The sequence below is a fragment of the Streptomyces sp. NPDC104106 genome (assembly GCF_055584345.1).
The window spans coordinates 101,201-114,885 of the sequence record NZ_JBVJMF010000025.1 but is presented as its reverse complement, the minus strand read 5'-3'; the positions used below and the strand labels follow the sequence as shown (position 1 = coordinate 114,885).

The window sequence follows — 13,685 nt, the reverse complement described above, 5'->3', positions numbered from 1 at the left end:
TCCGGGGATCTGCGGATGTGTCTTGGCCGGGATCTCACGTGTCGTCCGGCGGGTTGGCTTCGCCGTCGCTCTGCTCTCTCCTTTGCGAGCCTGGTCAGACGGTCCGTCGTCCGTACACCCGGTAGCGCTCGGCGTCGGACCACTTGACGTCCAGGCCGAGGCCGGGCCGCCCGGTGTCGGGGCGCAGGGCGCCGCCGTCAGGTGACAGGGTGCCGTCGAACAGCAGGCGCTCGATCCGCACGTGGTCGTGGAAGTACTCCAGGTGCCGCAGCCGGCGCACGGCGCAGAAGGCGTGGGCCGAGATCGCCGGCGCGCAGTGGGCGGACAGGTCCAGGTGGTGGGCGGCGGCCAGGCCGGCCGCTTCCAGCAGTCCGGTGATGCCTCCGCAGCGGGTGACGTCGGCCTGCAGGCAGTCGACGGCGGATCCGGTGACGAGGCCGGTGAAGTCCCGGGTGGTGTACGCGTATTCGCCCGCCGCGATCTCCAGCCGCTCGGGGCCGTGCTCGCGCAGCATGCGCAGGCCCGCCAGGTCGTCGGAGCTGACGGGCTCCTCGAACCAGCGCACGTCCCACTCGTCGTGGAAGCGGCGGGCCCAGTACAGGGCCTCCTTGCGGCCGAGGGCCCCGTTGGCGTCGGTGAAGACCTCCGGCTCGTCGCCGATCGCGGAGCGGACGGCGGTCAGGCGCTGCGGGTCGCGTGCCGGGTCCCGGGAGGTCTTGAGCTTGACACGGGGGATGCCCTGCTCCACCCAGCCGGAGAGCTGGTCGGTGAGGCGGTCCAGGGGGTAGTTGGTGAATCCGCCGCTGCCGTAGACCGGGACCCGGTCGTGCCAGGCCGGAAGGAGGTGGAGCAGCGGCAGGTCCAGCAGCCTCGCCTTGAGGTCCCACAGCGCCACGTCCACGGCTGACACCGCCATGGCGGCGACGCCGGGGCGGCCGGCGTTGCGGATCTGCCGGTCCATCCGCTGCCACAGCGCGGCGGGCGAGGTGACGTCCTGTCCCCGCATGCCCGCGGCGAGCTTGGAGTCGACGAACGAGGCCACCGAGACGTCCCCGTAGGTGTAGCCGAGCCCGGTGCGGCCGCCGGCCCCCACCCGGACCAGGACCAGGGTGGTGGAATCCCACTCCAGGGTGCCGTCCTGCTCCGTGCCGGCCGGTCCGTCGGTCGGCACCTCGAAGGCGTGCACGTCGACCGAGTCGATCCGGCAGGCCGTCAGGCCGGCGACGCCTTCGCCGCTCAAGAGTGCCGTCCCGGCAGATGCTCGGCAGCCTCCGCCAGTTTCTGCCGTACGCCCTTGGCGGCGATGCCCGCGCGCTCCGGATCGCGTACGGCGGCCTTGGCGGCCTTCTTGCCCTGCGCCAGCATGATGTGCGGCGGGATCGGCGCGATCTCCTGGTCCACCTTGAACTCCAGCACCACCGGCACGTCCGAGGCGAGCGCCTCCTCCCACGCCTTGCCGACCTTCCTGGGCTTGTCGCAGTGGATGCCCTTCAGGCCCAGCAGCTCGGCGTACCTGGCGTAGGGCACGTCCGGGATGTACTGCGAGCCCGGGAACTTCGGGTCGCCGGCCATGGCGCGCTGTTCCCAGGTGACCTGGTTGAGGTCCTGGTTGTTGAACACGCAGAAGACGAACGGCGCAGGACCGGAGAGCCGGTCCAGATACCGCTTGACGGTGATCATCTCCGCCATGCCGTTCATCTGGAAGGCCCCGTCACCGACGAAGGCGATCACCGGCCGGTCCGGGTGGGCGAAGCGGGCGGCGATCGCGTACGGGGTCCCCGGGCCCATCGTCGCGAGCGTCCCGGACAGCGATGCCCGCATGCCGCCCCGCAGCTTCAGGTGCCGGGCCCACCAGTTGGTGCCCGAGCCGGAGTCGGCGGTGAGGATGCAGCCGTCGGGCAGCCGGGGGGAGAGTTCCGCGGCCACCGCCTCCGGGTTGATGGTGCCGCCGAAGTGCTGCCCGGCCCTCTTGGCGCAGATCGCGTCCCATTCCCGGACGTCCTCCTCGATCTGCTTGCGCCAGGCCCGGTCCTCCTTGCGTTCGAGCAGCGGGAGGAGAGCCTTGAGGGTCTCCTTGGAGTCGCCGACGAGGTGGGCGTCCATGGGGTAGCGGATGCCGATCATCCGCCCGTCGATGTCGATCTCCACACCGCGGGCCTGCCCCTCGTCCGGCAGCCACTCCGCGTACGGGAAGCTGCTGCCGATCATGAACAGGGTGTCGCAGTTCTGGATCATGTTGTCGCTCGCCTTGCTGCCGAGCAGTCCGATGGGGCCGGTCACGAACGGCAGGTCGTCCGGCAGCACCTCCCGGCCCAGCAGCGCCTTGGCGACCCCCGCGCCCAGCAGCTCGGCCGCCTCCACGACCTCGCTCCCGGCATGCGCGGCGCCCTGGCCGATGATCATGGCCACCTTGGTGCCGGCGTTGAGGACGTCCGCCGCCTTGCGCAGCTCGCCGGCGTCGGGCAGCAGGCGCGGCCGGCTCCAGCCGACGCTGGAGAACACCGACCCGTGCGTCTTCGGCGGCGACGGCTGGGCGTCCTCCTCCTGGACGTCCTCGGGGATGATGACCGTGGCGACACCCCGCATGGTGAGCGCCGTCTTGAAGGCGCGGTCGATGACGTGCCGCGCCTGTCCCGGATGGACGATCATCTGGCAGAACTCGGAGACGTCCGCGAAGAGCTGGGCGAGGGGGATCTCCTGCTGGTAGTGGGCGCCGAGGGAGAGCCGTTTCTGCTGGCCGACCACGGCGACCACCGGCTGGTGGTCCAGCTTGGCGTCGTACAGCCCGTTGAGCAGATGGACCGCGCCCGGCCCCGAGGTCGCCGTGCAGCAGCCGACCTCGCCGGTGAACTTGGCGTGCGCACACGCCATGAACGCCGCCATCTCCTCGTGCCGCGTCTGGATGAACTCGGGGCTGCCCTTCGCCCGGTCGAAGGCGCCCAGCAGGCCGTTGATCCCGTCCCCGGGATAGCCGTACACCCGCTCGATCCCCCACTCCCGCAGTCGTTCCAGTACAAAGTCGGCCACCAGCGTCATGACTTGCTCTCCCTCGGACACGCACCTCTGCCGTCGGGACGGGGTGACCCGCCGCCCCGCTTCCGTAAACAGGCGGCTGCTCCGCTGCCCGGACGGGATGCCGCCGCGGCGGGGTGCGGGGCGCGGTGCCGGGGGCGGTGGGTGCCTGCCCGGCGGGTTCCGCGGCGTCGTGCGCCGCCTGGCGGGCGCGCGCGGGGGCGGGGGGCTCCAGGTGGGCGAGTGTCTGCCGCAGCTGGGCCAGGCACCGGGCGAGCAGGCGGGACACGTGCATCTGGGAGACGCCCACGGCCGTGGCGATCTGCTGCTGTGTCTGGTCGTGGAAGAAGCGCAGGACGAGGATGCGGCGCTCACGGTCGGGGAACTGCCGCAGTGCCGTGAGGAGTTCCACCCGTTCGGCGGCGGCTTGGAGCCCGGGGTCGGGACCGCCGAGCACGTCGCCGAGGCCGGCCGGCGCGTCGTCGGAGCCGTCCGGCGGTGCGTCGAGCGAACGGGGACGCAGCGCGCCCCGGGAGCGCACCGCCTCGGCGACGGCTTCCTCGGGCAGGTCCACGGCGCGGGCCAGCTCGGCCGTGGTGGGCGGGCGCCCGTGGTGCCGCTGCTCCAGCTCCCGCTGCGCGCGCTCGACCTGCTGCCGTGTCTCCTGCACGGAACGCGGCAGCCGGACCAGTCCGGTGCGGTCCCGCAGATGCCGCTTCAGCTCCCCGGTGATCTTCGGCAGCGCGTACGACAGGAACGCGTGGCCCTTGTCGGGGTCGTAGCCGTCGATGGCCTTGACCAGCCCCACGCAGGCCACCTGGACGAGGTCGTCCTGCTCCTCCACGCCGATGCCGCGGTACCTGCCGGCGATCCGGCGCGCCAGGGGAAGCAGCGCGCGGACGGCGTCCTCGCGGGCCGCCTGCCGGGCCCGGCCCCTGGGCAGCCGGCTGATCCCGGCGACGCGCTCGTCGATCTCCTGCGAGGAGAGGGCGGCGCCGCGGCGGCGCACCGGCGGGGGGAGGGCGCTGAGAGGAGTCATGTGGGCCTCTGCTCCTGATTCGGCTGGGGGCAGTGGCTGGGTTTCCCGCTTCCGTTGCGCTATGCAAGGCTCACCCGATCGGCTGCCCGGCCACCCCTTGGCGGCCGTACGGCGAGCCGTCGGCACCGCGGGGCGCGGGGCGGGGGCCTTGCGCCCCGGGACCGGATGCTGCTGACGGCGGTGACGGAGACACCGACGATCCACAGGTCCGTACCCACGGACGGCGAGTAGTCCCGGTCGGGCATGGGCGGACAGGAGGACCAGCCGTCTGCGTGGGCGCCGTCGGACGCCGCGAAGCCCGACAGCACCGTCACCGCGCGGCACACGTAGAGCCAGAAGGCGAGCAGGGTGGTGCGGGGCATCGCGCGTGGGCCGGTGGGCCGGTGGGCCGGTGGGCCGGTGGGCCGGTGGGCCGGTGGGCCGGTGGCGGGCATCGTCCTGGCGGGGCAGAGGGCGTCTCCCGCATCTTCCGGGAGACCGGTGACGCCGGGGCAAGCCGGTGCGGCCGGGAGGCACGTGCGGTGCCCGGGGTCCGGTGGGCGGATGTGGTCCTGGCGGAGCAGGAGGCCGTTTCCCGGACGGGCGAGCGGGAAAACCCGAGTGCCATGGAAGACCGAGCGGACAAGCCGCCGCGTGCGGCGAACGGCCTCTGCCCTCCGTGGGTGCTGCGGGAGTACGCGGTCCTCGCCGACGGCGAACGCGGCGCCGTCGTGGACCCGCAGGGGCGGATCGTATGGCTGTGCGCCCCCCGCTGGCACAGTGACGCGCTGTTCTCCGCCCTCATCGGCGGCGCCGGGTACTTCGGGGTGGAACCGGAGGACCCCTGGCACGTCTGGGGCGGCTACTACGAGGACGGCACGCTGATCCGGGTCAGCCGCTGGCTGACCGCGGACTGCGTGATCGAGTGCCGTGACGCGCTGGCGATGCCGGCCTCGACGGACCGCCTGGTGCTGCTGCGCCGGATGCGGGTGGAGGAGGGCGAGGCACGGCTGCGGGTGCGGCTCGATCCGCGGCCCGGCTTCGGTGCGGGCCGGGTGCGCGGTCCCCGGCTGGCGGACGGGGTGTGGCTCGCGGACGCGGGCGGTCTGCGGCTCCGGCTGAGCGGAGCGCACCGGGCGGCCTGGGACCCCGAGTCGGGGCTGCACGGTACCGTCCGGCTGCGCAAGGGCGATCACCACGACCTCGTGCTGGAGGTGTCGGAACCGGAGAGCACCGCCCGGCTGGACGCCGACCGGCTGTGGGCGCGGACGGAAGACGCCTGGCAGCGGTCCGTGCCGGATTGCTCCGGCCTGGCCGCACCGCGCGACGCCCGGCACGCCTACGCCGTGCTGCGGGGCCTGACGAGTTCCTCGGGCGGGATGGCCGCGGCCGTCACGACCTCCCTGCCGGAACGGGCGAACGCCGGCCGCAATTACGACTACCGCTTCGCCTGGCTGCGCGACCAGAGCTGGGCCGGCCTCGCGGTCGCCGCGCACGGCCCGCACGACCTGCTCGACAGCGCGGTGCGCTTCACCGCCGAACGCGTCCTCGCCGACGGCGACGGCCTCCACCCCGCCTACACCGTCGACGGCGGACGCGTACCGCCGGAACGGCGGCTGCCGCTGCCCGGTTACCCCGGCGGCAACGACCGGATCGGGAACCATGCGGCCGAGCAGTTCCAGCTGGACACGTTCGGGGAGGCGCTGCAGTTGTTCGCCGCCGCCGCGCACCTCGACCGGCTCACACCGGAGGCGGAGCGGGCGGTCACGGTCGCGGCCGACACGGTGGAGCGCAACTGGCGACGGCCCGACGCCGGGCTGTGGGAGCTGGACGAACGGTGGTGGACCCAGTCCCGGCTGAGCGTGGTCTGCGGCCTGCGGCAGGTGGCGGGGGCGCTGCCGGGGCGGACGGCGGAGCGGTGCGCGGCGCTCGCCGAGGCCGTCTACGCCGAGACCCGCCGGCGCTGTCTGCGCGCGGACGGACCGTGGCGCCGGGCCGCCGACGACGACGGCCCGGACGCCGCCCTGCTGACCCCGCTGGCCCGTGGTTGTCCGTCCGCCGACGACCCGAGCGCCGCGGCCACCCGCCGCGTCGTCGAGGAGCAGCTGGCCGAGGACGGGTACCTGTACCGCTTCGCCCACCCGGGCATGGACCTCGGCGAGGCCGAGGGCGCCTTCCTGCTGTGCGGCTTCACCATGGCGCTGGCCACCGACCGGCTCGGCGACCGGACCGGGGCCCTGCGCTGGTTCGAACGGACCCGGGCGGCCTGCGGGCCGTCCGGGCTGTTCGCGGAGGAGTACGACGTGCGTCAGCGCCAGCTGCGCGGCAACCTGCCTCAGGCCTTCGTCCACGCCCTGCTGCTGGAGTGCGCCGCCCGTCTCAACGACGCCGCCACGCTGCCGCGCTGAGACAGCGGGCGCAGGCCCACGGCGAGCGCCGTACCGGCGGTGCCCGCGGCGGCCGCCGCGAGGACGAGCGGACGCCGGTGGCGCGAGGCCCAAAGCTGGAGGCTGCGGGAGTGGGCCTCCTGGTCGAAGATCCCGTGCGGACCGTGGTCGGCGCCGTGGGTGTCGTCGACCGGCTTCCAGAGATTGGCGGGGCGCGAGGGGTCGACGGGCTGGTCCGTCTGCTGCGAGTCGTACGCGGTGCGGGCCAGGTACCGGTCCAGCAGGCCCGCGGCGAACCGCTGGGCCAGCAGCGTGGCGACTGTGGAGCCGCCGATCCAGTGCTCGCGCCGCTCGGGGTGGTCGGCCGCGTACAGGATGCCCTCGGCGGCGACTTCCGGCTGGTAGACCGGGGCCACCGGCCGGGGGTGCCGGGGCAGGCGGGTCAGCACCCAGCTGAACTGGGGCGTGTTCACCCCCGGCAGGTGCGCCGTGGTCACCCGCACCCCGCTGCCCTCGTGCATCAGCTCGCAGCGCAGGGAGTCGGTGAAGCCCCGGATCGCGGCCTTGGCGCCGCAGTAGACGGCCTGAAGCGGCACGCTGCGGTAGGCCAGGGCGGAGCCGACCTGCACGATCGTGCCCCGGTCACGCGGCACCATGCGGTGCAGGGCGGCCAGGGTGCCGTGGACGAAGCCGAGGTACGTCACCTCGGTGGCCCGCCGCACCTCGTCCGGGCGGATCTCGGTGACGGGCGCGAACAGCGTGGCGAACGCGGCGTTCACCCACACGTCGATCGGTCCGAGCTGCTCCTCCACCTGGCGCGCGGCCGCCTCCACGGCCTCGGGGTCCGCGACGTCGACGACGAGCGGCAGGGCCTGCCCGCCGGCCGTGCGGACCTCGTGCGCCGCCTGCTCCAGCCCCTTCTGGCCGCGGGCCAGCAACGCCACCGCCGCCCCGCGCGCGCCGAACGCGCGGGCCGTGGCCCGGCCGACGCCGGCGCTCGCGCCGGTGACGACCACGACCTGCGGGCCGCCGCGCGGGCCGTCCTGGCGGGTGCCGCTCACTTCTGCCCCCGGCCCGGGAGGTGTTCGGCGTACTCGGTCAGCTTCTGCCGTACGCCCCTGGCGGTGATGCCGGCCTTCTCCGGGTCGTGGAGCGCGGCCTTGGCGGCCTTCTTGGCCTGGGACTTCATGATGTGCGGCGGGATGGGCGCGATCTCGTTGTCCACTTTGAACTCCAGCACCACCGGCTTGTCCGAGGCGAGCGCCTCGTCCCAGGCCGAGCCGACCTTGTCCGGGTCTTCGCAGACGATGCCCTTCAGTCCGAGCAGCTGGGCGTAGGCCGCGTAGGGGATGTCCGGGATCTCCTGGGACGCCGGATACTTGGGGTCGCCGGCCATGGCGCGCTGTTCCCAGGTGACCTGGTTGAGGTCCTGGTTGTTGAAGACGCAGAAGACGAAGGGCGCGGGCCCGGACAGCCGGTCGAGGTACCGCTTGACGGTGATCATCTCGTTCATGCCGTTCATCTGGAACGCTCCGTCGCCGACGAACGCGATCACCGGCCGGTCCGGGTACGCGAACCGCGCCGCGATGGCGTACGGGGTCCCCGGGCCCATCGTCGCGAGCGTCCCGGACAGCGATGCCCGCATGCCGCTGCGCAGCTTCAGGTGCCGGGCCCACCAGTTGGTGCCCGAGCCGGAGTCGGCGGTGAGGATGCAGCCGTCCGGGAGGCGGGGCGACAGCTGGGCCGCGACCGCCTGCGGGTTGATGGTGCCCTCGAAGTGCTCGCCCGCCCACCGGTCGCACAGGTCGTTCCATTCACGGACGTCCTTCTCGATCCGCTCCCGCCAGTCGCGGTCCTCCTTGCGCCGCAGCAGGGGGATCAGCGCGCGCAGCGTCTCCTTGGCGTCGCCGACGAGGTGGGCGTCCATGGGGTAGCGGACGCCGATCATCCGCCCGTCGATGTCGATCTCGACACCCCGGGCCTGCCCCTCGTCGGGCAGCCACTCGGAATAGGGGAAGCTGCTGCCGATCATGAAGAGGGTGTCGCAGTTCTGGATCATGTCGTCGCTCGCCTTGCTGCCGAGCAGCCCGATGGGGCCCGTCACGAACGGCAGGTCGTCCGGCAGCACCTCCCGGCCCAGCAGCGCCTTGGCGACCCCCGCGCCGAGCAGATCCGCGGCCTCGACGACTTCCTTCTGGGCCCCCGCCGCGCCCTGTCCCACCAGCATCGCGACCTTGGAGCCCTCGTTCAGTACGTCCGCGGCACGGCGCAGTTCGTCGGGGTCGGGCAGGACGCGCGGGCGGCTCCAGCCCACGCTGGAGAAGACGGAGCCGTGCGTCTTCGGCGGCGACGGCTGGGCGTCCTCCTCCTGGACATCGTTGGGGATGATGACCGTGGCGACGCCGCGCGTGGTCAGGGCCGTCTTGAAGGCGCGGTCGATGACATGCCGGACCTGCGCGGGATGCACCACCATCTGGCAGAACTCGGAGACGTCCGCGAACAGGCGCTCCAGATCGACCTCCTGCTGGTAGTGGGCGCCGAGGGAGAGCCGTTTCTGCTGGCCGACCACGGCGACCACCGGCTGGTGGTCCAGCTTGGCGTCGTACAGCCCGTTGAGCAGATGGACCGCGCCCGGCCCCGAGGTCGCCGTGCAGCAGCCGACCTCGCCGGTGAACTTGGCGTGCGCACACGCCATGAACGCCGCCATCTCCTCGTGCCGCGTCTGGATGAACTCGGGGCTGCCCTTCGCCCGGTCGAAGGCGCCCAGCAGGCCGTTGATCCCGTCCCCGGGATAGCCGTACACCCGCTGGACACCCCACTCGGTGAGGCGTTGCAGCACATAGTCGGCGACTTGGGTCATGAGGGTCCTCCTGAGCCAGAGGTGTGCGGGGTCGGGCCTCTGGGTTGCCACAGCGCGTCGCGCGTAAACCACGCCGGGCCGGCCGCCGGCGCGCGGGCGGCGGGCAGGCCGGGGACGCGGGCCGCGCCCGGTCAGGGGGTCGCCCCCGGCGCCGTGCGGTCGTTGTGCCAGGCGATGGCGCGTCTGATCTCCGGCTCGTGCAGGCCGGTGCGGCGCTGGAGTTCCACGAGCGTGAGGACGGGCGGCCCGGCGGTCAGGGCGCGGGTGATCTTCGCTGCCCACAGCTCCTCCTGGACGAAGGGGCGGCTGCGGTAGATCTCCCGCATGACCGCGAGGTGGTCCTCGCCGCACGCCGTGATGAGCCGCAGGCCGTCGAACCAGTCGTTGCGGGGGTTCACGCTGGAGGAGTCGGGCACGTAGCCGCGCCGTGCCTCGTCCTGCGGGAGGGTGACCGCGCACAGGTCGCACAGCTCCAGGCGGACCGCCCGCCTCCGGTCCGCCTTCTTCCTCTTCCACCGCATCTGCACCCCGTCGGTCCTCGCCGCCGCGCTCGCAGGGAGGGGGCCGCGCCAGCCGGCGACGCTGCGGGCCCCGGCCCGTCGGGTGCCTGTTCCGCCCGCCCGCGAAACGGACACCTCCCATCATTCCCCCCGGACATCCGGGGACAAAACGGCACCGAAGTGTGCGTACGAGCGGCCCGGCCGGGTACTCGCGAGCGCTGAGTCCGCAGTGAGGAGGGACCATGGCCACACTGACCAGGCCGGCCGCGCTGAACACGGTCACCAGGCCGCTGCTCGCCGGGAAGGCGGCGAAGGGCGTGACGACCACCGCCCCCGCCTGGTCCCGGCGGGTGGCACGCACGCTGAGCGGGGAGAACGTCGTCGACGTGCTCACCCGCCAGCACCGGCAGATCAAGCTCGGCTTTCTGCGTGCCGCGCTGCCGGGCCCGTGGCGCCGCCGGAACTTCGAGCGGTTGATGCGTCTGCTCGCCGTGCACGAGGCCGCCGAGGAGGCCCATGTCCACCCCGTCGCGCGCCGCGCGCTCCAGCACGGCCGGGAACTGGCCGCCCGGCGGCGCCACGAGGAGAAGGACGCGAAACAGGTGCTGGTGACGCTGTGGCGGACCGGCCCGGACGGCGCCGGGTACCTGCGCCTGCTGAACGAGGCGCGGCGCGCGGTCACCCGGCACGCCGCGCGTGAGGAGCGCGAGGAGTTCACGGCGCTGCGCAAGGCGGTCAGCCCGTCGCGGCTGCGCATGCTGGGCGCCGAGGTGAAACTGACCCAGGTCTACGCGCCCACCCGGCCGCACCGCTGGGTCAACAACGAGGCCGCGAACAAGCTGGCCGCGCCGGTCCTCGGCCCCGTCGACCGCGCACTCGACGCCGTCCGCCACCGCCGGGCCGCCTGAAACGTCCTGCTGTCAGGCCCGACCTGTCACGCCTGACCGTCATGCGTGACAGGTCAGGCCTGTTCGACCGTCGCCGTCACCGGCGTTCCGGCCTCCACGGTGCGGCTGACGGTGCACAGGCGGTCGTGGGAGGTCTTCACCGCCCGGGGCAGGATCGCCCGCGCCCGCTCGGCGCCCTCGCCGTCGGGGAAGGTGACGTGGAAGGTCACCGCGAGGTCGGTGAGGCGGTTGCCGAGGTCGTCCTCGACCTTGGTGCCCTGGACGGCGACGGTGAAGGCGCTGGGCTCCGCGTGCCGGCCGGTGGCGATGTCCACGTCCACCGCCGTGCAGCCGCCGAGCGCCGCGAGCAGCAGCTCGACCGGGGTGAACGCGGTGTCCCCGGCGGCCCCGGTGCCGAAGGCGATGGTGCCGCCGCGGACGTTCGTCGCCGTGAAGTGGCCGGTGCTGGTGCGCTCGACGGTGACGGAGCGCAGGGAGTTGTCGGTCATGCCGGTGACCCTAACGGGCGCGGCCTGCACCGCACGGGCAGCCACCTCACCAGCAGATGACCTTGCCGGGATTGAGCAGGCCGCGGGGGTCCAGGGCGTCCTTGACGGCCTGGTGGAGGGCCATCACCTCCGGGCCCACCTCGGCGCGCAGCCCCTCCCGCTTGAGCAGGCCCACGCCGTGCTCCCCGGTGACGGTGCCGCCCAGCGCCAGCGCCTCGGCGATGATCTCGTGGAAGGCTGCCTGCGCCCGCTCGCGGGCCGCCTCGTCGCCCGGCCGCGTGATCAGCAGCGGGTGCAGATTGCCGTCCCCGGCGTGTGCGATGTTCGCGATGAGCGTGTCGTGCCGCTCGGCGATGGCGTGGATGCGGCCGAGCATCTCCGGTACGGCCGCCTTCGGGACGCAGATGTCCTCGGTGAGCACCGGGCCGAGGCGTTCCACGGCCGGGTAGGCGAGCCGGCGCGCCTCGAACAGCGCCTCCGCCTCCCCCGGGTCGGTGGAGCGGGCCGCCCAGGTGGCGCCCGCCTCCTCGAAGCAGCGCAGGATGGTGTCGGCCTCCTCCTGCCCCGCCTTGCCGGGCGCGTCGGTGCGGCCGAGCAGGACGACGTCGGCGTCGGCGGACAGCCCCATCCGCTTCCACGCGTCGACGGCCTCCAGGCAGTACCGGTCGATGAGTTCGAGGGCCGAGGGGACGATCCCCGCGGCGGCCACGGCGGCGACCGCGCGCCCCGCGTCCACGAGGGACGCGAAGTGCCCGGCGACCGTGTGCTCCGGCGGCCGGCCGGGCCGCAGCCGGAGCGTCACCTCGGTGATCACGCCGAGGGTGCCCTCGGAGCCGACCAGCAGGCCGGTGAGGTCGTAGCCCGCCACGCCCTTGGCGGTGCGGCGGCCGACCCGCACCAGCTCTCCGGTGCCGGTGACGAACTCCAGGCCCAGCACGTAGTCGCGGGTGACGCCGTACTTCACGCAGCACAGCCCGCCCGCGTTCGTGGCCACGTTGCCGCCGATGGTGGACCAGCGGGCGCTGGCCGGGTCCGGCGGGTACCACAGGCCGTGTGCCGCGCAGGCGGTGCGCAGGTCCTCGTTGACGACACCGGGCTCGACGACCGCGAGCCGTTCCAGGGGGTCGATGCGCCTGACGGCCGTCATGGCCTCGGTGGAGAGCACCACGGCCCCGTCGACGGCGTTCGCGCCGCCGGACAGGCCGGTGCCGGCCCCGCGGGTGACGACGGGGGCCGCGTGGTCGAGGCAGGCGCGGACGACGGTCCGCACCTCCTCGGCGGTCCGCGGCCGCACCACCGCCACGGGTTGCCCGTGGGGTGCCCACTCGGCCTCGTCGTGCGCGTACCCGGCCAGCACGGCGGGCTCGGTGACGACGCGCCCCTCGGGCAGGTCTCGGCGGAGCCGTTCGGTCAGCGCGGGATCGGGGAGTCGCTCAGGCATGGCAGCACCGTAGCGGGGCGGTCCGGCGGCAAAACAGTAGCCATGTACATAGTAGCCATGTACTGTATCTCTCCGTGAGCAACGGTTCCGAAGGGGCCACGCCCGGGTTCCTGGTGTGGCGGCTGTCGATGAAGTGGCGGGTCGCGGTGGACCGGGCGGTCGCTCCGCTGGGACTGACCCACGCGCAGTACGTCGTGGTGGCCTCGCTGTACGGCATGCACCGCTCCGGCCTGCGCCCCAGCCAGCGCCGACTCGCCGATCACACGGGCCTGGAGGCGCTCTACGTCTCCAAGCTGGCCCGTGGCCTGGAGTCGGCCGGCCTGCTGGAGCGCACCCGGGACCCCGCCGACCCGCGCGCCGTCCAGCTCACCCTGACCGACCGGGGGCGCGAGGTCGCCGGGCGGGCGATCGAGGTCGTCCAGGGCCTGCTGCGGCAGCTCCTGGCGCCGCTCGGCGGCCCCGGCAGCCCGCGCACCCGGGAGTTCACCCGCGAACTCACCACCCTGCTCGACGCACCGCTTGACCCGTTCGGCACCGCCGATCACGAGACGGAGCAGCCATGACCACCACCGCACCCAGCGTCGACCCCCGTGTCATCGCCCTTGCCCACTACGCCGCCCGCGCCGTCCTGGAGCGCTTCCTCGCCGGGCACGGCATCGACTTCCTCGGGTCCGTCACCCTCCGGCTGACCGTCGTGGCGGACGGCCCGGTCGAGCGGTCCGCCCTCGTCGCCGACGTCGTCGGCGCGGTGAAGGTCACCGAGGCCGACGCAGACCGCGCGATCGAGGCGCTGACCGCCGCCGGCCTGGTGTCCGCCGAAGGGTCCCGGGTGCGCGTCACGGACGCCGGACGGGAGCTGTACGCCACGACCTCCGCCGAGACCGCCCCCGTCACCGCCCGGATCTACGCGGGCATCTCCGACGCGGACCGGGCCGTGGCCGGCCGTGTGCTCACGCTGATCACCGAGCGGGCCGACGCCGAACTGGCCGCCCTGGACGCGTAGGCGGCCGTCCGGGGCCGGACTTCAGGGTTAGTGGAATATTGAACAACCGCGCTCCGTTGAGGCGACCG

At 73.6% G+C, this 13,685-nt stretch carries 12 protein-coding genes and 1 pseudogene; 4 read left to right on the top strand and 9 right to left on the bottom strand.

Annotated features, from left to right (window positions below; all coding sequences use genetic code 11):
• Positions 1 to 94: 94 nt before the first annotated feature.
• The 4 genes and pseudogenes from ACZ60X_RS38615 to ACZ60X_RS38600 all read right to left on the bottom strand — a co-directional run bounded on the left by ACZ60X_RS38615 (position 95) and on the right by ACZ60X_RS38600 (position 4,413).
• Positions 95 to 1,240 carry an enolase C-terminal domain-like protein gene (locus tag ACZ60X_RS38615; protein WP_469609192.1) on the bottom strand — a complete coding sequence of 382 codons (1,146 nt, stop codon included), beginning with the start codon at positions 1,238 to 1,240 and terminating at the stop codon, positions 95 to 97.
• On the bottom strand, positions 1,237 to 3,036 hold the full coding sequence (locus ACZ60X_RS38610; protein ID WP_469609190.1) for a thiamine pyrophosphate-requiring protein: 1,800 nt from the start codon (positions 3,034 to 3,036) through the stop codon (positions 1,237 to 1,239). The genes ACZ60X_RS38615 and ACZ60X_RS38610 overlap by 4 nt, the downstream gene beginning before the upstream one ends.
• Before the next feature lie 277 nt (positions 3,037 to 3,313).
• Positions 3,314 to 4,051: pseudogene (locus ACZ60X_RS38605) on the bottom strand (sigma-70 family RNA polymerase sigma factor); the annotation flags it as partial.
• Between the two features lie 59 nt (positions 4,052 to 4,110).
• The gene (locus tag ACZ60X_RS38600) at positions 4,111 to 4,413 is read right to left on the bottom strand and encodes a hypothetical protein (RefSeq protein WP_469609186.1); all 303 of its coding nucleotides are present in this window, start codon (positions 4,411 to 4,413) and stop codon (positions 4,111 to 4,113) included.
• Positions 4,414 to 4,656: 243 nt separating this feature from the next.
• Between ACZ60X_RS38600 and ACZ60X_RS38595 the strand changes: the two genes are divergently transcribed.
• Positions 4,657 to 6,438 carry a glycoside hydrolase family 15 protein gene (locus tag ACZ60X_RS38595; protein ID WP_469609183.1) on the top strand — a complete coding sequence of 594 codons (1,782 nt, stop codon included), beginning with the start codon at positions 4,657 to 4,659 and terminating at the stop codon, positions 6,436 to 6,438.
• Here the strand turns inward: ACZ60X_RS38595 and ACZ60X_RS38590 are convergent.
• From ACZ60X_RS38590 to ACZ60X_RS38580, 3 genes are all read right to left on the bottom strand, one after another.
• Complete coding sequence (locus ACZ60X_RS38590) at positions 6,366 to 7,478, bottom strand: SDR family oxidoreductase (RefSeq protein ID WP_469609180.1); 1,113 nt, start codon at positions 7,476 to 7,478, stop codon at positions 6,366 to 6,368. The two genes, ACZ60X_RS38595 and ACZ60X_RS38590, sit on opposite strands and share 73 nt — an antisense overlap.
• Entirely contained in the window at positions 7,475 to 9,277 is a 1,803-nt protein-coding gene (locus ACZ60X_RS38585; RefSeq protein WP_469609178.1) for a thiamine pyrophosphate-requiring protein, read from the bottom strand. Before ACZ60X_RS38585 ends, ACZ60X_RS38590 begins: the two co-directional genes overlap by 4 nt.
• A gap of 131 nt (positions 9,278 to 9,408) precedes the next feature.
• On the bottom strand, positions 9,409 to 9,798 hold the full coding sequence (locus ACZ60X_RS38580) for a hypothetical protein (RefSeq protein WP_469609229.1): 390 nt from the start codon (positions 9,796 to 9,798) through the stop codon (positions 9,409 to 9,411).
• 221 nt (positions 9,799 to 10,019) lie between these two features.
• On the opposite strand from ACZ60X_RS38580, the gene ACZ60X_RS38575 reads away from it, so the two are divergent.
• Positions 10,020 to 10,685, top strand: coding sequence for a hemerythrin domain-containing protein (locus tag ACZ60X_RS38575; RefSeq protein WP_469609175.1), 666 nt, complete (start codon positions 10,020 to 10,022; stop codon positions 10,683 to 10,685).
• Positions 10,686 to 10,738: 53 nt separating this feature from the next.
• Here ACZ60X_RS38575 and ACZ60X_RS38570 read toward each other — a convergent pair whose 3' ends face one another.
• Together ACZ60X_RS38570 and ACZ60X_RS38565 are read right to left on the bottom strand one after the other, a co-directional pair.
• A complete protein-coding gene (locus tag ACZ60X_RS38570) occupies positions 10,739 to 11,173 on the bottom strand; it encodes an OsmC family protein (protein ID WP_469609173.1) in 435 nt (144 codons plus the stop codon).
• A 46-nt stretch (positions 11,174 to 11,219) separates the two neighbouring features.
• The gene (locus ACZ60X_RS38565; protein WP_469609170.1) at positions 11,220 to 12,614 is read right to left on the bottom strand and encodes an FAD-binding oxidoreductase; all 1,395 of its coding nucleotides are present in this window, start codon (positions 12,612 to 12,614) and stop codon (positions 11,220 to 11,222) included.
• A 74-nt stretch (positions 12,615 to 12,688) separates the two neighbouring features.
• On the opposite strand from ACZ60X_RS38565, the gene ACZ60X_RS38560 reads away from it, so the two are divergent.
• Positions 12,689 to 13,177, top strand: a complete 489-nt coding sequence (locus ACZ60X_RS38560; protein ID WP_469609167.1) for a MarR family winged helix-turn-helix transcriptional regulator — start codon at positions 12,689 to 12,691, stop codon at positions 13,175 to 13,177.
• Complete coding sequence (locus ACZ60X_RS38555) at positions 13,174 to 13,617, top strand: MarR family transcriptional regulator (RefSeq protein WP_469609164.1); 444 nt, start codon at positions 13,174 to 13,176, stop codon at positions 13,615 to 13,617. The genes ACZ60X_RS38560 and ACZ60X_RS38555 overlap by 4 nt, the downstream gene beginning before the upstream one ends.
• The last annotated feature ends 68 nt before the right edge of the window (positions 13,618 to 13,685 follow it).